The sequence below is a fragment of the Pseudomonas sp. W15Feb9B genome (genome assembly GCF_000828175.1).
GTDB lineage: Bacteria > Pseudomonadota > Gammaproteobacteria > Pseudomonadales > Pseudomonadaceae > Aquipseudomonas > Aquipseudomonas parakoreensis.
In genome coordinates this window covers 1-24,366 of sequence record NZ_JTKF01000018.1, presented here as the reverse complement: position 1 = coordinate 24,366, position 24,366 = coordinate 1, and the positions used below count along the sequence as shown (strand labels likewise).

At 60.3% G+C, this 24,366-nt stretch carries 16 protein-coding genes; 8 read left to right on the top strand and 8 right to left on the bottom strand.

Annotated elements, in window-relative coordinates; all coding sequences use genetic code 11:
• Positions 1-192 precede the first annotated feature (192 nt).
• The 3 genes from OC71_RS10385 to OC71_RS10375 all read left to right on the top strand — a co-directional run bounded on the left by OC71_RS10385 (position 193) and on the right by OC71_RS10375 (position 8,878).
• Positions 193-651 (top strand): transposase, encoded by a 459-nt coding sequence (locus OC71_RS10385; RefSeq protein WP_041068286.1) that lies wholly within the window; start codon positions 193-195, stop codon positions 649-651.
• A gap of 268 nt (positions 652-919) precedes the next feature.
• Positions 920-4,033: a transglycosylase domain-containing protein gene (locus OC71_RS10380; RefSeq protein ID WP_041068284.1), complete on the top strand. Its 3,114-nt coding sequence runs from the start codon at positions 920-922 to the stop codon at positions 4,031-4,033.
• A gap of 156 nt (positions 4,034-4,189) precedes the next feature.
• Complete coding sequence (locus tag OC71_RS10375) at positions 4,190-8,878, top strand: dermonecrotic toxin domain-containing protein (protein WP_041068282.1); 4,689 nt, start codon at positions 4,190-4,192, stop codon at positions 8,876-8,878.
• A gap of 37 nt (positions 8,879-8,915) precedes the next feature.
• Here OC71_RS10375 and OC71_RS10370 read toward each other — a convergent pair whose 3' ends face one another.
• From OC71_RS10370 to OC71_RS10345, 6 genes are all read right to left on the bottom strand, one after another.
• On the bottom strand, positions 8,916-10,151 hold the full coding sequence (locus OC71_RS10370) for a hypothetical protein (RefSeq protein ID WP_041068280.1): 1,236 nt from the start codon (positions 10,149-10,151) through the stop codon (positions 8,916-8,918).
• 20 nt (positions 10,152-10,171) lie between these two features.
• Entirely contained in the window at positions 10,172-10,669 is a 498-nt protein-coding gene (locus OC71_RS10365; protein WP_041068278.1) for a CS1 type fimbrial major subunit, read from the bottom strand.
• A 17-nt stretch (positions 10,670-10,686) separates the two neighbouring features.
• Complete coding sequence (locus OC71_RS10360; RefSeq protein WP_041068276.1) at positions 10,687-11,430, bottom strand: pilus assembly protein; 744 nt, start codon at positions 11,428-11,430, stop codon at positions 10,687-10,689.
• 59 nt (positions 11,431-11,489) lie between these two features.
• Positions 11,490-12,734: a hypothetical protein gene (locus OC71_RS10355; protein ID WP_041068274.1), complete on the bottom strand. Its 1,245-nt coding sequence runs from the start codon at positions 12,732-12,734 to the stop codon at positions 11,490-11,492.
• Entirely contained in the window at positions 12,735-15,257 is a 2,523-nt protein-coding gene (locus tag OC71_RS10350) for a TcfC E-set like domain-containing protein (protein ID WP_041068272.1), read from the bottom strand.
• A gap of 113 nt (positions 15,258-15,370) precedes the next feature.
• Positions 15,371-15,847 (bottom strand): CS1 type fimbrial major subunit, encoded by a 477-nt coding sequence (locus tag OC71_RS10345; RefSeq protein ID WP_174376817.1) that lies wholly within the window; start codon positions 15,845-15,847, stop codon positions 15,371-15,373.
• 515 nt (positions 15,848-16,362) lie between these two features.
• Between OC71_RS10345 and OC71_RS10340 the strand changes: the two genes are divergently transcribed.
• Both OC71_RS10340 and OC71_RS10335 read left to right on the top strand, forming a co-directional pair.
• Positions 16,363-16,944 carry a PadR family transcriptional regulator gene (locus OC71_RS10340; RefSeq protein ID WP_041068268.1) on the top strand — a complete coding sequence of 194 codons (582 nt, stop codon included), beginning with the start codon at positions 16,363-16,365 and terminating at the stop codon, positions 16,942-16,944.
• Positions 16,941-17,729, top strand: a complete 789-nt coding sequence (locus OC71_RS10335; RefSeq protein WP_041068266.1) for a siderophore-interacting protein — start codon at positions 16,941-16,943, stop codon at positions 17,727-17,729. Before OC71_RS10340 ends, OC71_RS10335 begins: the two co-directional genes overlap by 4 nt.
• A gap of 173 nt (positions 17,730-17,902) precedes the next feature.
• Here OC71_RS10335 and OC71_RS10330 read toward each other — a convergent pair whose 3' ends face one another.
• Entirely contained in the window at positions 17,903-18,541 is a 639-nt protein-coding gene (locus OC71_RS10330; RefSeq protein WP_041068264.1) for a Pr6Pr family membrane protein, read from the bottom strand.
• A 1-nt stretch (position 18,542) separates the two neighbouring features.
• Positions 18,543-18,773: a VF530 family DNA-binding protein gene (locus OC71_RS10325; protein ID WP_041068262.1), complete on the bottom strand. Its 231-nt coding sequence runs from the start codon at positions 18,771-18,773 to the stop codon at positions 18,543-18,545.
• 300 nt (positions 18,774-19,073) lie between these two features.
• Here OC71_RS10325 and OC71_RS10320 point away from each other — a divergent pair, with 300 nt between their 5' ends.
• The 3 genes from OC71_RS10320 to OC71_RS10310 all read left to right on the top strand — a co-directional run bounded on the left by OC71_RS10320 (position 19,074) and on the right by OC71_RS10310 (position 23,955).
• The gene (locus tag OC71_RS10320) at positions 19,074-20,435 is read left to right on the top strand and encodes a carbohydrate porin (protein WP_041068260.1); all 1,362 of its coding nucleotides are present in this window, start codon (positions 19,074-19,076) and stop codon (positions 20,433-20,435) included.
• A gap of 222 nt (positions 20,436-20,657) precedes the next feature.
• Entirely contained in the window at positions 20,658-23,069 is a 2,412-nt protein-coding gene (locus OC71_RS10315) for a glucose/quinate/shikimate family membrane-bound PQQ-dependent dehydrogenase (RefSeq protein WP_041068258.1), read from the top strand.
• 520 nt (positions 23,070-23,589) lie between these two features.
• On the top strand, positions 23,590-23,955 hold the full coding sequence (locus OC71_RS10310) for a DUF6124 family protein (protein ID WP_041068256.1): 366 nt from the start codon (positions 23,590-23,592) through the stop codon (positions 23,953-23,955).
• Positions 23,956-24,366 lie beyond the last annotated feature (411 nt).

Here is a 24,366-nt window from a genome sequence, read left to right as displayed (position 1 = left end):
ACGCGGTGCTTCAGACAAATTGCGAATACAGGGATTGGGGCTGCTTACGCAACCCAGCGGGAGCAAGCTCCCTCGCCACAGAGAAGGCGACATCTGCAAATTTTCGGAAATTTCGTACAGCCATCGCAGACCCAATTCTTGAATGCTGCGACTAGCGTGAATAAGGATTGAACTCGCAAAGGACGCAACGGAATGCGTAAACCCCCAAATTCACATCGGCTCCGCCGAGGGCGTTGTTCGGAGTTAGGACGTGCTTATCTCATAACTACTGTGGTGCATCAGCGCCGCAGAATATTCAGCGATTGGCAGATGGGGCGTTTGTTGATAGCGGAACTCAGGCGAGCTCATGACCAGCGATGGGTCGATTCGATAGCCTGGGTGGTGATGCCTGACCACTTACATTGGTTGGTCCAGCTGGAAGAAATGCATATTGAACGTCTGATGCAAGCGGTGAAATCCCGCAGCACATTGTCGATTAATCGCGCCCTGAACCGAAAAGGCGCGTTTTGGCAAACAGGCTATCACGACCGCGCCATCCGTGATGGTAAAGACTTGAAACCCCTCGCCCGTTACATCATTGCTAATCCGCTACGAGCAGGATTGGTGGAGCGGATTGGCGATTACCCGCTTTGGAACGCCTGCTGGCTCTAAAGCTCCCACTTCCCCTGTGGCGAGGGAGCTTGCTCCCGCTCGGCGGCGAAGCCGTCGTATTACCCGCGCATGCGGTGTTTCAGACAGATCGCGATTAGAGGGATTGGGGCTGCTTACGCAACCCAGCGGGAGCAAGCTCCCTCGCCACAGGTGCAGTTTTCTTCAGAAACCACCCCCACTCAAACCCCGCACATTTTTTTCCCCATCACCAACCACCGTCTAAGCTTCAGTCAAGTCCGATCAATCTGCGTGAATGGATCAATCGACTATGGGCGCTTTGTGGCAAACCGATTCGAGTAAAGCCGTGGTTCCGACTGAACGTGTGGATGAAGCGCCTGTCCCCCCCAAAAAACGCCGCAACCGGCATGGCTGGAAGGCGTTCTGGTTATTGCTGCTGATTATTGCCATCGTCGTGGGTCTGGCTGCGAGCAAGGAGATGCGCACCTCGCGTTTTCAGGCCCGGGAGCTGAGCCAGTACGCCGCCTCGCTCAAATATCAGCTGGAACCGGGCCCCAGCGAAGCGATCCGCTACCCGGGCAACGGGCCGTTCGATCTGCGTCTGGGTTACAGCTCTCTCGATGAATTCTTGCCGCGCCTGCTCAAGCGCGACTACGTGATCACCGAGCAGACGCGGTTTTCTCCGGCGCTGCTGAGCTACACCGACAAAGGCCTGTTCGTGCCCTATTCGGAAAAGATCCAGGCCGGGCTGTCGATCACCGATTGCCGCGCTGCGCCGTTGTATCAGTACAAGTACCCGCAGCAGCTGTATTCGAGTTTTGCAGCCATTCCGCCGGTGGTGGTCAGCAGTTTGCTGTTCATCGAAAACCGCTTTCTGCTCGACCCCAAGCAACCGCTGGCCAACCCGGCGGTGGACTGGCCGCGCTTCGGCATGGCCGCCTGGTCGCAGGTGGCGAAGCTGCTGCACCTGCCGGGGCAATCGGCGGGCGGCAGCACTTTGGCGACGCAACTGGAGAAGTACCGGCACTCGCCCGATGGCCTGACGGTGTCCGGTGCGGAGAAGATCCGCCAGATGATTTCCGCCAGCGTGCGCGCCTATCAGCCCGGGCCGCAAACCCTCGGCGCGCGGCAGAACATCATCCGCGACTACCTCAACAGCGTGCCCCTCTCCGCCGTGCCGGGGCATGGTGAGGTCCATGGCATGGCCGAAGGTTTGCGGGTCTGGTACGGCAGCGATTTCAACCAGGCCAATGCACAGCTGAACAGCTCGGCCACCGACCCGAAAACCATGGCCGACAAAGGCTTGGCCCTGCGCGAGATGCTCTCGCTGATGATCGCCCAGCGCCGTCCTTCGCATTACCTGACCAAGGGCCGTGAAGAACTCGCCGACCTCACCGACAGCCACTTGCGCCTGCTCAAGCAGAACGGCGTGATCGACAGCGCCCTGGCCGATGCCGCGCTGGCGAGCAAGGTCACTTACCGCGACTGGCAGACCCAGCCGACCCTCCAGCCGATCGAAACCAACAAGGGCATCAGCGTTGCCCGCAGCCGTCTGGCGACGATGCTCAATCGCCCGCTGTACGACCTCGATCGGCTCGACCTGTCGGCCACCAGCACCTTGCAGGGCGATCTGCAAACCCAGGCCACTGACTACCTGAAAAAGCTCGCCGATCCCGCGTTCGCCGGGCAGATTGGTCTGATTGGCGAACGCCTGCTCACCCCCACCAGCACCACTCAGGTGCGCTACAGCTTCACCCTGTTCGAACTGACCCCGGACGGCTCGCGGGTACGCGTGCAGACTGACAGCACCGATCAGCCGTTCGACATTAACGAGGGCAGCAAGCTGGAGCTCGGCTCGACGGCGAAAATGCGCGTGCTCACCACTTACTTGCAGATCATCTCCGAACTGCACGACAAGTACGGCGCCATGAGCGTACCGGAACTGAAGAAAGTCGAGGTGCCGGATCAGGATCGTCTCAGCCAGTGGGTGATCGATTACCTGATCCAGAACAAGGATCACGACCTGTCGAAAATGCTCGGTGCCGCGCTCGACCGCAAATATTCCGCCAACCCCGGCGAGGCGTTTTTCACCGGTGGCGGCCTCCATGTGTTCCATAACTTTCGCAAGGAAGACAACGGCCGCATGCCGACCTTGCGCGACGCCCTGCGCGAATCGATCAACCTGCCGTTCATTCGCCTGATGCGCGATGTGGTGCGCTACGTCACCTACTCCGGCCCCAACAGCAGCGCCGAACTGCTCAAGGACGACCGCGACCCGCGGCGGCAGGAATACCTGGCCAGTTTCGCTGACCGCGAAGGCACCTCGTTCCTGCTCAAGTTCTGGAAGAAGTACAAGAACAAGGACACCCAGGCGCGCCTCGACACCTTCCTCGACAGCATGCGCCCGACCCCGATCCGCATGGCCGCCGTGCATCGTTACCTGCTGCCCAACGCCAGTCAGGAAGACTTCAACAGCTTCGTGCGCGCCCACCTCAAAGGCGCCAAGCTCACCGAGAAACTCACCGACGATCGCCTGATCCGGTTGTACGACGCCTACGGCCCGGGCACCTACGATCTGCCGGATCAGGGCTTCATCGCCAAGGTCCACCCGCTGGACTTGTGGTTGATGGGCTACCTGCTGCACAACCCGGATGCCACCTTCAGTCAGGTCGTCAAGGCCAGCCAGTTCGAGCGCCAGGAAGTCTACAGCTGGCTGTTCAAGAGTAAACACAAGGGCGCCCGTGACAGCCGCATCCGCACCATGCTCGAAATCGAAGCGTTCCTCGAGATTCACCAGCGCTGGCAGAAAGTCGGCTATCCGTTCGACCATCTGGTGCCGTCGCTGGCCACCGCCATTGGCAGCTCCGGCGATCGCCCTGCCGCGCTGGCCGAGCTGATCGGCACCATCCTCAACGATGGCGTGCGCATGCCGACCCTGCGCATCGACAGCCTGCACTTTGCCGCTGGTACACCCTATGAAACCCGCCTGACCAACGACCCGCATGTCGGCAAACGGGTGATGCCGTCGGAGGTCGCGACGGCGATGCGCGAAGCCCTTTCGCAAGTGGTGGACTCGGGCACGGCGAAACGCGTTTCCGGCAGTTTCAAAACCGCCGACGGCACGCCATTGGTGATGGGTGGCAAGACCGGCACCGGCGACAACCGTATCGAAGCCATCGGCTCCGGCGGGCGGATCCTCAGTTCCAAGTCGATCAACCGCACCGCGACCTTCGTGTTCTACATCGGCAACAACCACTTCGGCACGCTTACCGCGTTCGTCCCCGGGCGTTCGGCGGAGAACTTCAAGTTCACCTCGGCGCTGCCGGTGCAGGTGCTCAAGGGCATGGCACCGATCCTTTCGCCGTATCTGCAGCCGGGTACGCATACCCTGTGCCAGCCCGATCCGATGACCGCAGCACGTTAGGCTGGCGCCTGGGTGGTAACGGAGTATTTTTTGCCGTTGAATTTCCGCTGTTTCGCGGCGTAAACACGCCGCGCTTCCAACCTGTTTTTGCGCTTTTTTCGCGCCGGGTCATTTCTTAGTCTGATCGCTCCATTTTGATCAACGGACGATCAGGCCATGCCCAACCCTTCCCTGACACTGTATCGATCGCAGCAGACGCCTTCTGCCCAAGGTCATAAAAGTGTCCATCACGATCTGGTTAAAGATGCCCTTCCCGACTGGCTGTACAAGGCTTCGGCAGCACGGGTCGAATCATTGAAAAACGTCACCTTGACCATGCCTGCATGGCATCGCAGCGCTGCGGCCAGCGAGCATCAACGGCTCAAGGATGAAATGAGCCAGGCATGGACCGCGCAGAACAACATCGATCGCGCGCTGAGCAAGCTGCAAGATGCGCGCACCTTCGCCAGGCCCTTGTTGCAACAGGCCTTGAAGACGCGCTTCGGTGTCGAGGACGATGTCGAGGACACCTGGGTGCGGCTGTACATGCCAGTCAAAACGTCTTGGTGGGCGCATGACTTTGCCAAAGGCACGCAGAGTCGCACGGTGTCGCTGCTGGACGCGGCATTGCATAACTTTTCCAGCGACGAAACGTTCACTGCCGACTCCTGCTTTATCACCCGTCCCGATGCGCTCGGGCAGTTTTCGGTCAAGGCACTCAAGCACAAGATCAGCATCGAGCAGTTCAAGGCATTGTGTCGCGAGCTGGATATCGGCGCGCGCTACCAGACCCACTTGCACGAATTCGTGCTTTCGAAAAACCAGGTGGCCCGTCAGTACCTGCAGCTCAAGGTGACGCACAGCCAGAAACAGACACTGCGAGTCGCCGCGCGCATGGCCCTGCTCAAGGGCGACATCGACCGTCAGGCATTTGAAGTGGTGCAAGGCATGCTCGAAGACCGTGCACAAGTACTGTGGCACGGCAAGGCTGTGCGCTATCACACGCTGACGATGATGGACACACCGCTGACAGGCATTGTACTGATCAGCGTCGACCCGCTTGCCGCCACGCGGCCCGTCCCCGTTCTGGCCTATGTGCCCCACGATCCGGAACACCCACTCAAGCAATATCCCGATTCACTGGCGTTCATGGCCGAGCTGACCCGCCAGTTGCGCGACACCTCTCCGTCCTCGTCTTACCAGCGGTTTTTCAGTCAGTTTGTCCCGCAGCGCCAGCGAGGCTATTTCTTCGCCCGACTGAACGAGCGCCTCAGCCATGTGACATGGCAGGCGACGCCCTCCGGGTCGAACTTGCCCAACTGGCGCGATACGCCTGTGGATCATCCCAACTTGCAATTTCGCGTGGCGCCGGTTCAACAGGATCGCGAAACACGCTTTACCGGTGACCTGTGGCAGTACCTCTACCAACAGAAACTCAACAAGATTCTCAGCGATGCCCGTGATATCGCCATATCCACCGAGTACGCCGACCGCATGGCCCGCTGGGCATGGTGGGACAACCTGGAAAAAATCCTGACGGACATGCTCAATCTGGCGATGCTGGTGGCCGTGCCCTTCGTTCCCGAGCTGGGCGTGTTGATGCTGGCCTATACCGCGTATCAGGTCACCGATCAGATTGTTGAAGGAATCGTCGACCTGGCCGAAGGTCACTTGGCACAAGCCGGTGCTCAAGCCATCGGTGTGCTGGAAAGTATCGTGCAACTGGGGATTTTCGCTGCCGGTGCCAAGCTGGGCAGCGCGGCACTGGTCAGGCTCTCGCCGTTTTTTGAAAGCCTGAAGCCGGTAAAACTCAGCGACGGCCAGACGCGCCTCTGGAACCCCGACCTCACTCCGTATCGCGTGACCGACCAGATACTGCCCGCCACCACCCGTCCCGATGCGCAAGGCTTGCACCCGCTGGGCAGCAAGCACCTGGTGAAGCTGGATCAGCAGGTGTTCGAGGTGACCCGGGATCCGCTGAGCGGTGAACACCGGATTCGTCATCCACGCCGCCCCGACGCCTACGCGCCGACGCTCAGGCACAACAGCCATGGCGCATGGGTCTGTGAATCGGAAAACCCGCGCCAGTGGCAAGGCCCGCAGTTGATGCGCCGAATCGGCCACGCCACCGATGGATTCAGCGATACGCAACTGGAACAGATTCGCCAGTTGACCGGCACCGATGAGAACATCCTGCGGCGCATGCATGTGGAAAACGCGCCGCCCCCGCCTCTGCTGGCCGATACCCTGCTGCGCCTGGCAAGCCAGCCGGCACCGGAGGACGCGGCGCCGGCTCTTTCTACCCCGGCCGCCCGGGTACTGCGTGACTGCCCGCAACTGACGCCGGTGCTGGCCGAACGTGTTATTAGCCAGGCCAGTCCGCTGGAGATGCAGCGGGTTACCCTGCGACGGCAGGTGCCGTTGCGTCTGAAAACCCTGGCCCGCGAGCTGGAGTTTGAGGTGCAGTCGGTTCGAGCGGCGCAAGGGCTGCAACGCGAAGCGCTGATCACGGTCGAGAGCGAACGCCTGGCCTTGGGCGCGTTGCGTCATCACAGCGATGCCTTTGGCGCGCTGCGGATCGTCATCCGTGACGGAACATTCGACGGCCCCCTGCGCAGCAGTGCCGGCGCCGAGTCGGCCGAGCGGGTCCGGGTGCTGGTGCGCACTGGCGAGAACCTTTATCAGGTGCGCGATGGCTCGAATCAACTGCTGCGCCGGGCTTGCGGTCTGTATGAAGCGATTCTCTACGCGAGCGAACATCAGGGCCGAAGCGTACTGGGTTACAGCACCCGCGATGCCGAGCAGCTCAAGCAATGGATCATTGCCAAAACCACCGCCCCGAGCGAACGGCGCACGGTGCTGGCCGAACCGCCGATCCGCCCCGTTGTTCAATTCGACACCCAACTGTTGGTGCGCGGAGGCGGTTTGAGCCGAGACGGCGCGAGCCTGCACGAACGCATCGAAGATCTGCATCCGCACTTCACTGCGCGCGAGGTCGATGCCTTCGCCCAGGCCTTGACCGAACAGGGCGAACCGCTCAAAGCCATCGAGGCGATGGAGAACGATCTGGATGAACTGCGTGAAACGGTCAATCGCTGGCGCTATCAGCAACCGGACACCTGGGGACCGGGCAGCCATGGCTTTCGCGATGGCGGCGGATTACACATTCACGAACGTCTGCTGGCTTGTTTTGAACGCAAGACCGAACACTTGGGACAACGCAGCGATCCATCCTCTTACGCGCTGGATCTGTCGCGCGAGATGCTTTCCCTGAACCTGGAAACCTGGTGGGCCAAACGCCCGGAGCTGAAAAAATTCCTCGACAAGGTCACCGTGCTCAAACTCGATAACACACGCTTTGCCACTGATTCCAGCGGCTTGCTCAAGGACTTCCCGCACCTGATCGAACTGAGCGCCAAAGGCTGCGACCTGCCCCGTTTGCCAGAGCGCATCGGCACGTCCTTGCGCCGGCTCGAACGTTTGCGTCTGAGCGATAACAAGATTGTGCTGGATGCCGCCACCGTCGAGCGTTTACGCAGCCTGACGTACCTGGAAGTGCTGAAACTCGATGACAACCCGCTGGGGCTGTCGCCGAACCTGTCACGCATGCCCAGGCTCAAGGTGGTGGGCCTGAAGAACACCGGGCTGACCGCCTGGCCTGAAGGCATTCTGGCCAGACCTCGTCCCCGTGGCTTATTACTTGACCTGCGCGGCAATCCGCTGACGACAATTCCGGAGGTGGTCAGCGGCTCCGAGGCACAGTGGCTGGTGGCACGTACGCGCCTGGACGTGGCCAGCCTGTCTGAGGTCAATCAGGTGATCTATCAGACCCATCGACGCGCAGTGGGCCTGCCCGAGGAGACGGTTCTGCCGGCCGATCCCACGCGCAACTTCTCGATCATTTCCGCGTTTGGCGCCGATTATTGGAGCGACGTGCCCGGTTGGGGCATCAACCGTGAAACGCCTTGGTCGGAGCTGGTGGAGGAACCGGCCGCGCAACCGTTCATGGCGACGCTGCTCGGTGTACGCGAATTCGCCGACTACCGCGCCGGCGGTGAACTGCGCCAGCAACTGATGCAGCGTGTGTGGCGCATGCTCGATGCCGTGCACCACGACAGTCGGCTGCGGGAAAAACTCTTCACCATGGTGGTCGCTCCGGTGGACTGCGCGGACGCCGGCGCTCAGTTGTTCAACCACATGGGCATCAACGTGCTGGCTTCCGAGGCCTATGCCTACGCGATCGGCCCCCGGGAACTGGAAAACAGACTGGTCACCCTGGCCCAGGGCGCGGCGCGCCTGGAACAGGTGAACGACATTGCCCGTGCGGACGTCGACAGTCGCGGCGGCAATCCTGACGATGTCGAAGTCTATCTGGCGTATCAGACCGGCCTGGCCAGACGCCTGGGCCTGCCCTGGCAGACCGAGTCCATGTTGTTCCGACCGGTGTCGGGCGTGACTGACGCGATGATTGATACGGCGTACGACACGGTGCTGGCACTGGGTGAAGGCGATGGTCTGGTGGACAAGATGCTCGAACAGGACTTCTGGCAGAACTACCTGCAAGAACAGTTTCCAGCGCGCCTGGCCTCGAACAAGCATCGCTACCTGAAGCTGTTCGAACAACTGGAAACCTTACGCGAAGTGCAGCAGGAATGGCTGGCTTCGACCACGGATCAACAGCGCGCCGAGCGGCGCAGCCGACTGCGCGAACTCGCTGCCGATCTGCCGATCCCCGACACCGTGCTGTTCGCTGATACACCGATCAGCGAAGCGACCTATAACCGCGTGCTGATCGATTTGGTGGATGAGGAAAAGGGTCTGTCCAGACGCTTGACTCGTGATGCCATGAGACGCGCCGGTTTGTAATGACGGCATGACACAAGACACCTGACGGCCTCGCGCCTTACACCTCGGAATCCCAGATCACAATGACAACCCCGGAATAGGTGCCGCCTGCACCGGGCCGCAGCATGCTGACCATTGAATGTGGCGGAACCTCGAAATGCAGCGTTCCCGGTGCCTGATCGACATAGAAACCAGGTTTGAAATATTGCTCGTTCCCCGTCCCGGGCCGCAGTCGTAAATCCCGCACGGGCTGACCGGACAGGTCGGTGATGCCGTTGGGCATACTGACGCTGATGTACAGCTCGACTCGACGATTCTCTTCCCGGTTTTCCAGAGCACATTCGCCATTCAGCCCGGGCCCGCAGCTCATGAGCATCTTGAACCGCGACGATGCCGAGATATTGAACGTCTGATCGCGGATCAAGCGCACCGGCCGACGTCCTGAATGCAGCCAGCTCTGCCAGCCGCCCTCGGGCACCAGTCGGACCTTGTCACCACCGGGAGGGATATCGACCTTGAGGGTGTGCTGCACGTCGAGATTGAAACTCAGCGCCAGTGTCGAACTGCTCGGCAGCATGACATCGCCAAAATCGAAATCGCCATTGGGACCGACGGTATACGTCAGCGAGCCAAGGTACCTGCCCGACGACATGCCCAAAGGATCCGGAGTCTCCAGTTCATAGGCGAAGTCGAGGTAGCCCAGGCGCAACCACGGGATGTCGAACTTTGCCTGCTTGGCACACGCTTCCTGCGACGGGGTTTTCCAGAAAAAACTGTAAGCGGTGGGGATAAACCAACCGACGCCACTGTACTGGCAAGGTGACGGGGCATAGACCCAGCTCAATCCCCATAAAAGATTGTGCGCGACGCGATAGTCTGCGGCGCCGCCTACCAGCTTCATGACATCTTCAGTGATGTATTCGGAGCCAATGCCGGCAATCCGTACCTTCACCTTTTCCGGCTTGCCGGTGTGTTCGTGATAGACCGTCAACTCGCGCCACTGCGCCGGCACCTTGAGCATCGCACCCTGGCGCGGTGAATCATGATTGGCACGAATGGGCCCCCGCGATTCAAACTGGATCGGAACGCGCAAACTGAACATTTCGTTATCTGCACACTGCCCCGGATTGTTCGCACAATAGCCGCTCAACGGCGTGGTATTGATAAACCGGTTTCTTTGCGGCTGTGCCGAGTCAGGCTTGAACAGCGCCGTGATCTCGACCTGTTCGGCACTCGTACGCTCGGCCGACAAACCCAGCAACAGAGCACCGCATAGCCAACGGATGACTATCATGAATGGCTTCCCAACGCTGCTCATTGCGGCGCTACCGCATTGAATATCAGGTGCACGTTGCCGTAGTAACTCCCCGGTTTGTAACCACCGGCAGGCACGATCGGCTGGATGTCCAAGGCATAACGCCCGCCGACCCTCGCCTGCTCCGCCGTGACCACCTGCCGTGGCGGCGTTTCATGCGTCAGTTGGGTGCCGGCAAAGCTCACGCGCAGATAAATGTTCTGTTCGTCGCGGCCATTGGACAGATACGGCTCGCTGTCCAGGCGGGCCTCGATGGCACTGGTGTCGTGCTTGACGTCGAACTGTTTGCGTAATCCGCCCAGGCTCTTTGTTGTCACGTTCCACGGCAGAATCTGCGGGCGATGAATCCAGTCCGTCTCGGCCGGAATCACGTAAAAACCGAGGGTCGGAATATCCACCGACACCTCGAATCGGTGCTCTTCACGCGCCGCAAACAGCGCAGCACTGCACAACGTCAGCGCACCCGCGCCCACGGCAATCAACGATTGCTTGATCATCTCAGGTCATCCCGTGATTAGTTGCCGACAACTCGCAAGGCTTTCTTGCTGTCGCCCTCGACCAGATTGAAGCGGTACTCGCGCCCGGGCTGCTTGACGAACTCGAAACTGCCGCCGCCGCGGATGTGGTGTTTGGTGATCGGCTCGCAGGCGGTTTCCTCTTTCAGGGCACAATTGCGGAACTCGTCGATCAACACCACGGTGTTGCCGTTGTTGCGTATGCGATACGTGCTCGATTGGTCCTCGATCACGCTGTCGAAGCGACTGTCTTTCGGACGTACGAAGAACACCGTGCCGAAGCCGGTCATGACGTTGACCCCGGCCGACAGGGTGTTTTTGTATTCGTCGCGTTCCTCGGCGGAAATCGCGAACTCGTCCTCTTTCTCCGGGACCACGGGAATGAAGCGCACGCGGAAGTAACGCTCGGTGTCACGGTTGCCCATCAGCAGCAAGCGAGTGCCCTGCATGCCGTTGGCCGGGACGATCAACCGTGCGGGGCTGGCTATCAGACCATCACGACGGCTGATGTCCGTCTGACTCTTGACCTCGATTTCCCGGGCGCTGCCGTCGGCGTCGTAGACGATCTCGAGAATGTCGACCTTGACGAACGCGGTGCTGTCGCCGCTGTTGAATACCCGTTTCAGGTAGGTACTTTTGTCACTGTCGAGATAGTCGTAGACGGTACCGACGTTGATCTGCGGGCCGGCATGTAGGCCGAAGGAAAAACCGCTCAAACCCATCAATAACAACAGACGTTTCATTACCTTGAATCCTTGGTCGTTGAACACAGTGCCGGCTCGAAGCTTCGCTCGGCGGCGCATCAGATTTCCGAATCCCAGATCACGTAGACCGCGCCGGCGTAAGTGCCGGCAACACCGGGTTGCAGCATGAATTCCATCTGGTGTGGCGGTATCTCGAAATGCAGCGTGGCCGGCGCACGGTCCACATAAAAACCAGGCTGGAAATACAGCGCGTTCTCCGCCCCCGGACTCAATCGCCTGTGCCTGACCGGTTGCCCGGCCATGTCCGTCAAGCCAGGAGGCAGACTGACGCTGACGTTTATCTGAACTCGCCGATGGGTTTCTCGATTCTCCAGCGCACAGTCGGGCGCCAGGTTCATTTCGCACCTCAATTGCATCTTGAATCGCGATGACGCCGAGATATTGAAGATCTGGTCACGGAACAGGCTCACGGGCCGGCGACCGGCCTGCAGCCAGCTCTGCCAACCACCGGCCGGTACTAACTGAACCTTCTCGCCACCTGGCGGGATCTCGACCTTGAGGGCGTGCTGTACATCCAGAGTGAAATGCAGCGCCAGGAAGGTGTCGTCGGGCACCATGACGTCCCCCATGTCGAAATCGGCACCAGGACCAAGCGTGTAGAGGACCTGGCCGGTATAAAGCCCGGTGGACATGTGCAACGGATTGGGCGTGCGCAGTTCATAGGCGAAGTCCAGATACTCGTAGGTCATGGCCGGGATTCGAAACATGGCCGGTTTGACGCAGTTACCCTGACGCGGGGTCTTCCAGAAGAACCGGTAGAAATCATCCGAATAGGCACCCACGCCACTGATTTCGCACGGCGACGGTGCATAGACCCAACTGCCACCCGACCACAGGGCCTGATGCCCTTCGAGTACACTGTCAGCCCCCGTCAGTCTGACGGCCGTATCACTGAGCCGGTATTGCGAACCAATGCCGGCGATCCGCACTTCAACCCTTTCCGTTTCTCCCGTTTCAGCGTTGGTCACGTTGAGCCCGCGCCAATCCGACGGAACCCTGAACATTGCAGTGTCACGTGCACTTGCATTGGGCTCCAGAGCCTTGACCGAGTTGAAACGCAGCGGCACCCGGATGCTGAACATGTTGTAGGCCTGACACTGCTCGGGATAACTCACGCAATAGCCGCTGGAGGGCGTCTTGTTGACGAATTTGTTGCTCTGCGGATTATCTGGATCAGGGATGAACAGCGCCCTGATGTCCTGTGTCGCCGCCTCGATCGTGGGCGCCAGAAACAGCACCAACCAGCAAAAGTATCGCGGTAGAAATGTCTTGAGATTCACCACTCAACCAGCCTCCTGTCGATTCACGGAGACATCCGCCAACGTATCCGGCGAGCAGCGCAGATCGCCGATCATCAGCACGTTGCTTTCACTGCGGTGTTTGGCGGTATCGAGCCGGAACTGGCACAACAACTGGTCGGCGTAGCGCACTTCCAGGGTCGGTGAGCCAACATGCATTTCCATCGAGAAGAACCCGTCGACCTCGCTCACCCCACGGCTGGCGTGGTTGATCACGTGGTGGCCCTTGAGCGGCCGCCCCTGCGGATCGAGCAAGCGTCCAAGCACGGTCACGGTTTTCATCACGCGCACCTTGCGGTACTCCACGCCGCCCTTGTTCAGGTGGTAGCGGGTGCATGCCGGTTCGATATTCGCGGCGGGGGCGTGATTGCCTTCGAAGTCAAAGCTCACCGAGCTGTTCTTGTAGGCCGTCAACGGGATGAAATTGCGCCCCACCCGCAACGCCGCGCTGCCTGCGCCGAGATCGTCGGCACGCAAGGCAATGTCGTCGATGTCTGACTCGACATCGACGATCATCCCGGCGCCGCGCCCCAGATGCTGGCTGGTCATGACCAGTTGCTGGCCTCCCATGACAATCGTGCTGTCGAGATTGAGGCCGCCAGTGAAGTTGCCGTTGTAGGACGAGCGCTGAAGAAAGCCGTCGCCATTGACCTGATCGGTGCGAAAGTTGGCCAGACTCGCCAGGCCGACACCGTACGTGTCGGTCAGCGCGGTGACCGACACGCTTTGCAGAACATGGTCCTGCAGGTCTTTGCGATAGCCGAACGAGCCGTTGTTGTCGCGGCTGCCATCACGGGCGGTACGGCTGCCGATACTGGCGGACAATTGCTGGCTCGGCCCGCCCAGCGCCATGTTGATACTCAGGTCGATCCCGCGATTGCGTGCATCGCCGCTGCTGTAACTGCCCGGCCGATCGAACAGCGACAGGCGCCAATTGGCGTCGCTGCCAAACAGTTCGGTGCGTTGCGTCCAGCCCAGGTCCATGCCCACGCCTTCGACGTTACCTTCGCTGTGCGAGACCCGCGCACTCAGGGAGTTCTTGCGACTGATGCGATGGTTGAGCGCCAGCGACGAGTTGCTGGTTTCGCCGGTGAACACGTTGCGCTGGCGTACGCGGGTGCCATCGGGCAGCGTGTCGTAGCTGTTGCGGGTGTCGAGCCAGCTGCGGTTGTGGCTGACCACCAGACTGCCGGCGCCATAGTTGTACAAGCCCTGCACATCGGCGCCGGTGCCGTGATCTTCGGTCTGGTAAAGGTTGGCGTAGAGGCTGATGCTGTCCGCCAGGCTCCAGTCGATCGAGCTGCCGTACTGCAACGTATCGCGGACCTGGCGCGCCGACAGGCCGAGGATCACTCGCGGGTGCAACAAATAGTTGAGCGCGGCGCCGGCGGTGAGATCGCCGCTTTGCTGTTGCTCCCAATTGCTCAGCAGTTTGCTTTCCTGCCCGGCGAACACGTTGTAGCGCCAGCGCTCGTCGAGGTTTTGCCAGTTGACCGGTTTGTAGACCAGCTCCTGAGTGGTCGAGGTGGTCTGGCCATCCTCGATCAGACGCACTTCCACCTCATAAATGCCACCGGGCAGCGGCCGGGTGTCGAGGGTCTGCAGACCGGCAGTGACTGACTGGGTGTTGATCAACAGTCCATCGCGATAGATCTCCACCGATGCCTGGCGATTGGCCGTGACGAAAATCGGGTAGACGCTGGGCCGCGGGCTATCGACCGCCAGACTGTCGGAGCTGCCATACATCACGCCGACCGCCGTGTCCGGGCTGGTGCCGAACGAACGGGGCTGGCGGGTCAGGCCTTCGGAATTGGGGGTGAAATAGCCCAGACGGAAAAAACTGCCCTGCAGTTCGCGCTGGGTGTAGAGCTCGTGCACCGCGTGATAGGTCTTGGTGTCCGGCCCGCCGAGGCGCGCCAGTTGCATATTGAAGGACTGGCTCCAGTTGCCGAGACTGGCACTGGCTTCCAGACCGAAACGTCCGCCCAGATCCTGATCCTGGCCGCCGTTGAGGTTCAGTTGATTGCGCAACATCAAGCCATGGCTGCCACCTTCCGGCTGTTCATGAAAACGCTGGACCTGCAGATCGCGCTCGGCGTTCGCAGTGGCGATCGACAGCAGCGAGTTTTGCAGGTTGTAATGCAACTCCAGCAATTGCTCGGGGCACTGTCCGCTGCATTTGCCGAGGGCCACACCGGGTTTGAGAATGCTGGCCCACGTTTGCTGTTCGATCGCGCTGAAACGGCTGTCACTGGTGTCAGTGAAGTCGAGCAAGGTAATGCGATCATCGCGTGACAACACAATCATTGCCTCGCCCAGCGGTTGTTGATCAAGTTCGACACGAACCGCCAAAGGCACATCAAAGAAATGCTCTTCGAAGTCCGCCGGTAGACCTTTCGCCTGAGCCAGCAAACTTCGCGGGGTATTATCGACTGGAGGCGGCGCCGCCAGTACGCTGCTGCTCAAAAGCAACGCAAGCGCAGTCGCGATGGGCGTCATCGGATACATGAATTAATACTCTGATTACCGGAAGTAAAAGCCCGGCCGGGCAACTTGCAAGTTGCAAATCGCCGACCGGTTACGCCACTTGAACAAGTAACGTCAGGTATTGCCGTTCTTACTTAAACCGAAGGTTCGACGACCAGCATGACCACACCGGTGTAGTCGCCTGCGGCCGGTTTGGCACCGGTGGCGCTGATCTTGAACGGTGCGCGATAACGGGTATTGGACTCGGTATCACCCACCACTTCCTGCGAAGTGGTGGTCAGTGTCTTGCCGTTGAGTTCAACCTTCAGATCGATGGTCTGGTTGCCGGCGATGAGCTTCGGTACACCTTCCAGACGCGCATGAACCTTGCCTGCGGTATGCAGCACATCGAAGTGGCCATTGACTTCGCGCATCGAAGCGGTCGCCGGGTTGTAGCTCATGTCCTGATCCTTGTTGACCAGATCGGCATCCACCGGCACCGCATAAAAGTCGTCAGCCGGTACGTGCGCCACGATGCTGATCGAGTGCTTGGCTTCGGTCGCGGCAAACGCCATCGAGGCGCTCATGGCCAATACAGTCAGAGGGGCGGCAAAGGCGAGTTTCTTGAACATCATTGAATACCTGTCTTATATAAATTAGTTGAGTCGTCGACCCGTCAAGGCGAACAGAACAGTCACGAGCAGTCCGTATTCACCGTTAACTTTCAACGCCGAAGCATGTTCAACCAATTTATCTTCAAAGTAAGCAGGCAACGTCCTGCGACCTTGTAGCCTGGACGCCATTAGATGAGAAAGAAAAAACCGCGAAATTCAGGAAAGTTCCTGTCCGACTGTAAGATACAGGCTACAGCGCGCCACCCGAGTGACTGTACGCGCCACAACTTTGCAGCAACTTCCGTCAGACATGTACGACACTTTGCCGGAAATAAAGGGCGAAACAGAACATTAGAGACTCAGCACTAATCTGCGCCTTTGTCGGGGGATTTAATACTGCGTTTTCTTGATCATTTTCCGGTTTTTTTGGCCGCAGATTCGATCGATCAGGTGTGCACCGTTGGTCAGGCCCCCTTGCATGAGCGATAAGATATATCTTAAGTTGTATCTAAACACGACGAGAGAGAAGGAAAATGAGAGACCATCATGCCCCCCATCACCACCGCGAACACGGCGACGGCCGTGACGGCTTCGAAAAACGCCCCGGCCGTGAACGCGGCGGACGCGGCCCACGGGTGTTTGCCCCGGGCGACCTGAAATTGTTACTGCTGGCGCTGATCGCCGAACAGCCCTGCCACGGCTACGACCTGATCCGCCAGATCGAAGGCATGTTCGACGGCGCGTACAGCCCAAGCCCCGGGGTGATCTACCCGACCCTGACTTTCCTCGAAGAAAGCGACCTGATCAGTGGCGACGCCGAGGCTGGCAAAAAACGCTACAGCGTGACCGACACCGGTCGTCTGTCGTTAAGCGAGCAAGCCGTCGCACTGGACGGTGTGCGCATGCGCATCGACGTCAGCAAACGTTCGTTGCGCGGCCATGACCGGCCGCCGGAAATCCACGAGGCCGTGCACAACCTGCGCCATGCCCTGCAAATGCACCACGGGCGCTGGAGCGCCGAAGAAATCCTGCGTGTGCGTGACCTGCTCAACGACACCGCCAAAGCCATCGTCGACGGCCCCGCCGTTCAATCTGCCCCGGAGAAAGCCGAATGACTGCAGTCGATACCCAAACCATTCACCGCGTGATGCACGACATCAAACGCCGCAAGCTCGAAGTGCTGCGCGTGGTCGACCTGACCCCGCGCATGCGCCGCATCACCCTTGGCGGCCCGGAGCTGGCCGGGTTCATCAGCCTGGGCACCGACGATCACGTCAAACTGCTGTTCCCGCAGAACGCCGAACAGGCTGCAGCGCTGGAAACCATGGTGCTCGGCGCGGGCAAGGACAATGGCCCGATGCCCGAGATGCGCGACTACACCCCGCGTCGCTACGACCTGGAAAAACTCGAGCTGGACATCGACTTCGTCCTGCACGGCGATGGCCCTGCCTCGACTTGGGCCGAACAGGCCCAGCCTGGGCAATTCCTGCACATCGGCGGCCCGCGCGGCTCGATGATCGTGCCGGACATCTTCGACAGCTACCTGCTGATCGGCGACGAAACCGCCCTGCCCGCCATCGCCCGGCGCCTCGAAGGTCTGGCGGCCAATCGCAAGGCGCTGGTGGTGATCGAAGTGGAGAACGGTGCCGAGCAACAGGTGCTGGAGAGCGCGGCGCAGGTCAACGTGATCTGGGTGCTGCGTGAAGGTGGCAAGGACAACCTGCTGACCACCGTCAAACAGCTGCAGGTGCCCAAGGGCAATTTGTATGCGTGGGTAGCGACCGAGACCAAAGTCTCGCGGCAGATCCGCCGAGTGCTGCTGGATGAGCATGGGCTCAATGAACAGTTCGTCAAAGCCGTGGGCTACTGGCGGGTCGAGGGTTCTTCTGAAGAGGAATGACGTTCACTCCACCGTTAAGATGAACACCTTTGTGGCGAGGGAGCTTGCTCCCGCTCGGCTGCGAAGCAGTCGCAAAACCTGTGGTCGCGATGTGCCTGACGCATCTTGTTGTCCGGGTTGAGGGTTGCTTCGCAACCCAGCAGGAGCAAGCTCCCTCGCCACAGGTTTACACGCTATTTTTCAGCCTCACGCCAGCGATCCAGGCCGATCACCAGCAAGCCAATCAGCACAAACCCCACCAATATCCCCCCGGCATTGATGAACACCTGTGCATAACCGAGCAGTGCCACATCAATGAACGGATACGCGTACGCGCCGAGCTGATGCCCGCGCAGCAACGCGTAAATGAAATACACCAACGGGTAAATCAGCCACAGCGGCAGGTGCCAAAGGCGCAACGTGCCTTTGGGTACGCAAAACCACCAGTAGCCGAGAAACAGCAGCGGCATCACGTCGTGCAGCAGTTCGTCAGCGATAAACTGCCAGCCCTGCGGATGCCACAAATGCCGCAGCAGAATGCTGTAGGCGAGACCGACCACGGCGATGCTCACGGCAATCCCGCTGCTGACCCACGGCTGCAGAAACCAGCGTTGCGCGGCGGATTCACGCCGGGTGACCGCGCAGGTCAGCACGGTCGCCACCAGGGTGTTGGTCAGTACGGTGAAGTAGCTGAAGAAACTCACCAGCCCACCCAGCAGGCTGGCGTCGACACTCAGCCGTGCGAGGAAAATCAGGTACAGCTGAATGCTCAGCCCGACCCAACCGAGGCTGGCGATGACCGTGATCAGGCGTCGCCGCATAACGGCGTCCATCTCAGAGCGGTCGCTTGGTGCGCATCAGTTTCACGTACAAGCGCTCGACCTTCTCCCGTGCCCAAGGCGTTTTGCGCAGGAACGTCAGGCTCGACTTGATGCTCGGATCGCTCTTGAAGCAGCGGATATCGATACGCTCGGCCAACCCCGACCACTCGTAATGCGCCACCAGCGCATTGAGGATCTGTTCGAGGGTGACGCCATGCAGCGGATCAGGAGAGTGGTCGTTCATGCCAAGCCTTTGGACGGAGTGAAAATGCACAAGCCGCGCACCTTAGCCGAGGGGCCGGTCAGGTGGAAGGCCTTGCATCAAATGTAGGCCAACCCGAGAAGATCTCAGCCTGTGGTCCGCGCCACAATGCGCCCGTTTGACGCACTGTTACCGAATCCGAAATGCTGCATGTCTGCAAAAGCCCTTTGTCTTTTTGTTACAGATCATTATCCTGCCGCCCTTCAGCTGAATCGCTTCACTGCCTGCGTCAAATTGAAGCGCTCGGTTTACCCCCGTAAAACACCAAAAAAAGACTGACCCATGCCTGATTTTTCCTTCTCCCGAGACAGCGCTATCTCAGCCTTGCGCCTGCTCGGCGGCTGCACCGCGCTCGGCTTCGCCACTTACGCCCAGGCAGCCCCCGCCTTCGACAGCGACTCACCGTGGATGCTCGGTGACTGGAACGGCACGCGTACCGAACTCGCGGAAAAAGGCTACGACTTCAAACTCGATTACACCGGCGAAATGGGCAGCAACCTGCACGGCGGCTACGACCACGATCGCACCGCGCGTTACAGCGATCAGTTCGGTCTGGGCACGCACCTGGACCTGCAAAAAATCCTTGGCTGGGACGACGCCGAGTTTCAGCTGACCATCACCAAACGCAGCGGCAACAACATCAGCAACGACCGGATCAACGATCCGCGCGTGGGCGGCTTCACCTCGGCCCAGGAAGTCTGGGGCCGTGGCCAGACCACGCGCCTGACGCAGATGTGGTACCAGCAGAAATTCTTCGATCAGAAGCTCGACATCAAGGTCGGCCGTTTCGGTGAAGGCGAAGACTTCAACAGCTTCCCGTGCGACTTCCAGAATCTGGCGTTCTGCGGCTCGCAGGTCGGCAACTGGGTCGGCGGCATCTGGTACAACTGGCCGGTCAGCCAGTGGGCGCTGCGGGTCAAATATCACCTGACCCCAGAGTTGTACGCGCAGGTCGGCGCTTACGAGCAGAACCCGTCGAACCTCGATCGCGGCAACGGTTTCAAACTCAGCGGCAGCGGCACTCAGGGCGCCGTGCTGCCGGTGGAGCTGGTGTGGACGCCAAAGCTCAATGGCCTGCCGGGCGAATACCGCGCCGGTTACTACTACAGCAGCGCCAAGGCCTCTGACGTCTATAAAGACCAGAACGGCCAGCCTGCCGCGCTGAGCGGCGAAGCCTACCGCAGCGCGTCGAGCAAACACGGCGTGTGGTTCGGCGCGCAGCAGCAAGTCACCAGCATTGCCAGCGATCATTCGCGCGGCTTGAGCGTGTTCGCCAACGCGACGATGCACGACAAGAAGACCAACGCGATCGACAACTACGTGCAGGCCGGCGTCGTCTACAAAGGCCCGTTCGATGCCCGCGCCAAAGACGACATCGGTTTCGCCCTGGCCCGCGTCCACGTCAACCCGGCCTTGCGCAAAAACGCCGAAGCGAGCAATCAGGCGCAGGCGGTCTACGACTACGACGACCCGTCCTTTCTGCCACCGCAGGACACCGAATACAGTGCCGAACTGTATTACGGCGTGCACCTCGCCAACTGGCTGACCGTGCGCCCGAACCTGCAATACATCCGCCATCCCGGTGGCGTGAACGACGTCGATGACGCGCTGATCGCGGGGATCAAGATCCAGTCGTCATTCTAAAAAACACTGAAGAAACCTGTGGGAGCTGGCTCGCCAGCGATGCGATTTCACATTCGCCATTATCGTCGGCTGACACTCCGCCATCGCTGGCAAGCCAGCTCCCACAGGGATCGGGAAAAATTCGTTAGCTAGACAAGTTTTTATCTGAACCATACCCGCGCCCAATCGTCATCTAAAGTGACTACAGCGCGGGACTACATAAACGTCACGGAGAATCACACTATGAGCACCGAAAGTGCTTCGAGTCGGGGCCGTCTGCTACCGAGCCTGCTCGGCATTCTGCTTCTACTGATGGGCCTGGCCATGCTGGCCGGAGGGGTCAAGCTGAGCATGCTCGGCGGCTCGCTGTACTACCTGCTGGCCGGTATCGGCATTGCGCTGAGCGGCATTCTGTTGCTGCTGCGCCGCCGTGCAGCGCTGGGCCTGTACGCTATCGTGCTGTTCGCCAGCACGGTCTGGGCCCTGTGGGAAGTCGGTCTGGACTGGTGGCAACTGGTGCCGCGTCTGGCGCTGTGGTTCGTCCTCGGCATCGTGATGTTGCTGCCGTGGTTCCGTCGTCCGCTGCTGCTCGATGGCCCTGCGCCGATGGGCACGGGTGGCCTGAGCGTGGCCGTGGTTCTGGCCGGTGTCACCGCTCTGGCCAGCCTGTTCACCCACCCGGGGGAAACCTTCGGCGAACTGGGCCGCGACACCGCGGACATGACCAGCACCGCGCCGCAAATGCCTGACGGCGACTGGCAGGCCTATGGCCGCACCGAATTCGGTGACCGCTACTCGCCGCTGAAGCAGATCACCCCGGCCAACGTCGGCAAGCTGCAAGAAGCCTGGCGCATCCAGACCGGCGACCTGCCGACGGCCGATGACCCGGTCGAGCTGACCAACGAAAACACCCCGCTCAAAGCCAACGGCATGCTCTATGCGTGCACCGCGCACAGCAAAGTGCTGGCGCTGGATCCGGATACCGGCAAGGAAATCTGGCGCTTCGACCCGCAAATCAAGAGCCCGGTGGGCTTCAAGGGCTTCGCCCACATGACCTGCCGTGGCGTGTCGTACTACGACGAAGCGGCTTACGCCAAGTCTGAAAACGCCGCGTCCGCCGTCATCTCCGAAGCCGGCAAAGCCGTTGCTCAGGCCTGTCCGCGTCGCCTGTACCTGCCAACCGCCGATGCCCGTCTGATCGCTCTGAACGCCGACACCGGCAAGATCTGCGAAGGCTTCGGCAACAACGGCGTGGTCGACCTGACCCAAGGCATCGGCCCGTTCACCGCCGGTGGCTACTACTCCACCTCGCCGGCGGCGATTACCCGTGATCTGGTGATCATGGGCGGTCACGTTACCGACAACGAATCGACCAACGAGCCATCGGGCGTGATCCGCGCTTTCGACGTGCGCGACGGTCACCTCGTGTGGAACTGGGACAGCGACAAGCCGGACGCCACCGAGCCATTGGCCCCGGGCGAAATCTACAGCCGCAACTCGGCCAACATGTGGTCGCTGGCCAGCGTCGACGAAAAACTCGGCATGGTCTTCCTGCCACTGGGCAACCAGACTCCCGACCAGTGGGGCGCTGACCGCACCCCAGGCGCCGAGAAATTCAGCGCCGGCATCGTTGCCCTCGACCTGGCCACCGGTAAAGTGCGCTGGAACTACCAGTTCACCCACCACGACCTGTGGGACATGGACGTTGGCAGCCAGCCAACCCTGCTCGACATGAAAACCGCCGACGGCGTGAAACCGGCGCTGATCGCTCCGACCAAACAGGGCAGCCTGTACGTCCTCGACCGTCGTGACGGCACGCCGATCATCCCGATCAAGGAAATCCCGGTTCCGCAAGGCGCCGTGAAAGGCGACCACACCGCACCGACCCAGGCCCGTTCGGACCTCAACCTGCTGGCCCCGGAACTGACCGAAAAAGCCATGTGGGGCGCCAGCCCGTTCGACCAGATGCTGTGCCGCATCCAGTTCAAGGAACTGCGCTACGAAGGCCAATACACGCCTCCGTCGGAACAGGGCAGCCTGATCTACCCGGGTAACGTCGGCGTGTTCAACTGGGGCGGCGTCTCGGTCGACCCGGTTCGCCAGATGCTGTTCACCAGCCCGAACTACATGGCCTTCGTTTCGAAAATGGTGCCACGCGAGAAAGTCGCCGCCGGCAGCAAACGCGAAAGCGAAACCGCTGGCGTGCAGCCGAACACTGGCGCGCCCTACGCGGTGATCATGCACCCGTTCATGTCGCCACTGGGCGTACCGTGCCAGGCCCCAGCCTGGGGCTACGTTGCCGGTATCGACCTGACCACCGGCAAAGTCGTGTGGAAACGCAAGAACGGCACCAGCCGCGACAGCTCGCCAATCCCGATCGGTTTCACCCTGGGCGTGCCAAGCATGGGCGGCTCGATGGTCACCGCGGGCGGCGTCGGCTTCCTCAGCGGCACCCTCGACCAGTACCTGCGCGCCTACGACGTGAACACCGGTAAAGAACTGTGGAAATCGCGTCTGCCGGCTGGCGGCCAAGCGACTCCGATGACCTACACCGGCAAGGACGGCAAGCAATACGTCCTGCTCGTGGTGGGCGGTCACGGCTCGCTGGGCACCAAAATGGGTGACTACGTGATTGCGTACAAACTGCCGGAATAAGTTTTAGCGGCGGTAATAGAAAGGCGATGCTCCGTGAGGGGCATCGCCTTTTTTGTGCCCACCCAATATCCCTGTAGGAGCTGCCGAAGGCTGCGATCTTTTGACTTTGATTTTTAAAAGCCAGATCAAAAGATCGCAGCCTTCGGCAGCTCCTACAGGAAAATGTGCTGGTCTATGGGAAATGTGTTCGTCCTACAAATGCTGGTGATTGCGCGGAGTTTTCCGACAGGTCGCGTCGGTTGTGCCTCGGAAGTTGGCTGGATAGGCTCTGGTGGTCGCTGGAAATTCAGCGGCCGGGCGTCGCGGCCCGAGCAGTTCATTCGATTTAATGCATAATCGCCGGCCCGAACTGGAGCGCTCAGGTGCTTTCGTTTGGTTTGATGGTGGCTGTGCGCGGGATACCTTCGGGTATGCCGAGATTGCCGAATGGCTCGGTCCGCGAACCCGCGTACAGCTGCCACCCTCAGTCGCGTCGCGGCGATTGAGAGTGACAGCCCCACTTCTCATTCGGAGCTTCACCATGATCAAACCCACACCCAATCCCCCCGAAACCTCCCCCTACGAATCCCTCGATTCTAGAAAACTCCACGACGCCGCCGAGCGTGCGCTGGATCACTACCTGAAACCCTCCGTCGCCGCGGTGAGATTCCACAAACCCAGCAGCATGTTCCAGGTCGCCCCGGACATGGACAACGAAAGCCTGCTGGTCCACGCCTGCGAATCACTGGCCCAAGCCAGCCTCATGACCAGCGACATCGCCGCGTACATCGACATCCCGCAGCGCCGGACGATTCTGGCCATTCAGCAAATCATCATGCTCGCCGAACTGGCGGTGAACCGAGTGCTGGATAACCACGAAATCTCGCAATCTCCAACACACAACTAATCCCCTGTGGGAGCGAGCCCGCTCGCGAAGGCGCCAGCACATTCAATATTTAAGGTGCCTGACCCACCGCTTTCGCGAGCAGGCTCGCTCCCACAGGTCAATTGAGTGCATTCAGCCAGAACATGGCCGGCTGTCAGGCCGCCATCGCTGGCAAGCCAGCTCCCACAAAATCAAGATCAAAAGATCGCAGCCTGCGGCAGCTCCTAAAGGGAAAATTAAGTACAACCCGCACGCGGCGCATGCCGCCCCACTCAACAGGATGAGCGTTAGCTCGGCTGCAGCTCTTGATCTTGATCCACGGGCGACGTCGGAAGGCTGAGTGGAGGGGTTGATCCGGGGGGGGAGCGCAGCGACCGTTTGGCGAAGCCAAACACAGCGAGAGGAGGTGCAGCGAAGCAAACCGTAGGCGCT

Coding starts and splice junctions, on each gene's coding strand:
- OC71_RS10315 (WP_041068258.1), top strand. CDS start 20,658: ATGAGCACCGAAAGTGCTTCGAGTCGGGGCCGTCTGCTACCGAGCCTG.
- OC71_RS10365 (WP_041068278.1), bottom strand. CDS start 10,669: ATGATCAAGCAATCGTTGATTGCCGTGGGCGCGGGTGCGCTGACGTTG.
- OC71_RS10330 (WP_041068264.1), bottom strand. CDS start 18,541: ATGGACGCCGTTATGCGGCGACGCCTGATCACGGTCATCGCCAGCCTC.
- OC71_RS10310 (WP_041068256.1), top strand. CDS start 23,590: ATGATCAAACCCACACCCAATCCCCCCGAAACCTCCCCCTACGAATCC.
- OC71_RS10345 (WP_174376817.1), bottom strand. CDS start 15,847: ATGTTCAAGAAACTCGCCTTTGCCGCCCCTCTGACTGTATTGGCCATG.
- OC71_RS10325 (WP_041068262.1), bottom strand. CDS start 18,773: ATGAACGACCACTCTCCTGATCCGCTGCATGGCGTCACCCTCGAACAG.
- OC71_RS10360 (WP_041068276.1), bottom strand. CDS start 11,430: ATGAAACGTCTGTTGTTATTGATGGGTTTGAGCGGTTTTTCCTTCGGC.
- OC71_RS10385 (WP_041068286.1), top strand. CDS start 193: ATGCGTAAACCCCCAAATTCACATCGGCTCCGCCGAGGGCGTTGTTCG.
- OC71_RS10380 (WP_041068284.1), top strand. CDS start 920: ATGGGCGCTTTGTGGCAAACCGATTCGAGTAAAGCCGTGGTTCCGACT.
- OC71_RS10350 (WP_041068272.1), bottom strand. CDS start 15,257: ATGTATCCGATGACGCCCATCGCGACTGCGCTTGCGTTGCTTTTGAGC.
- OC71_RS10375 (WP_041068282.1), top strand. CDS start 4,190: ATGCCCAACCCTTCCCTGACACTGTATCGATCGCAGCAGACGCCTTCT.
- OC71_RS10320 (WP_041068260.1), top strand. CDS start 19,074: ATGCCTGATTTTTCCTTCTCCCGAGACAGCGCTATCTCAGCCTTGCGC.
- OC71_RS10370 (WP_041068280.1), bottom strand. CDS start 10,151: ATGATAGTCATCCGTTGGCTATGCGGTGCTCTGTTGCTGGGTTTGTCG.
- OC71_RS10340 (WP_041068268.1), top strand. CDS start 16,363: ATGAGAGACCATCATGCCCCCCATCACCACCGCGAACACGGCGACGGC.
- OC71_RS10335 (WP_041068266.1), top strand. CDS start 16,941: ATGACTGCAGTCGATACCCAAACCATTCACCGCGTGATGCACGACATC.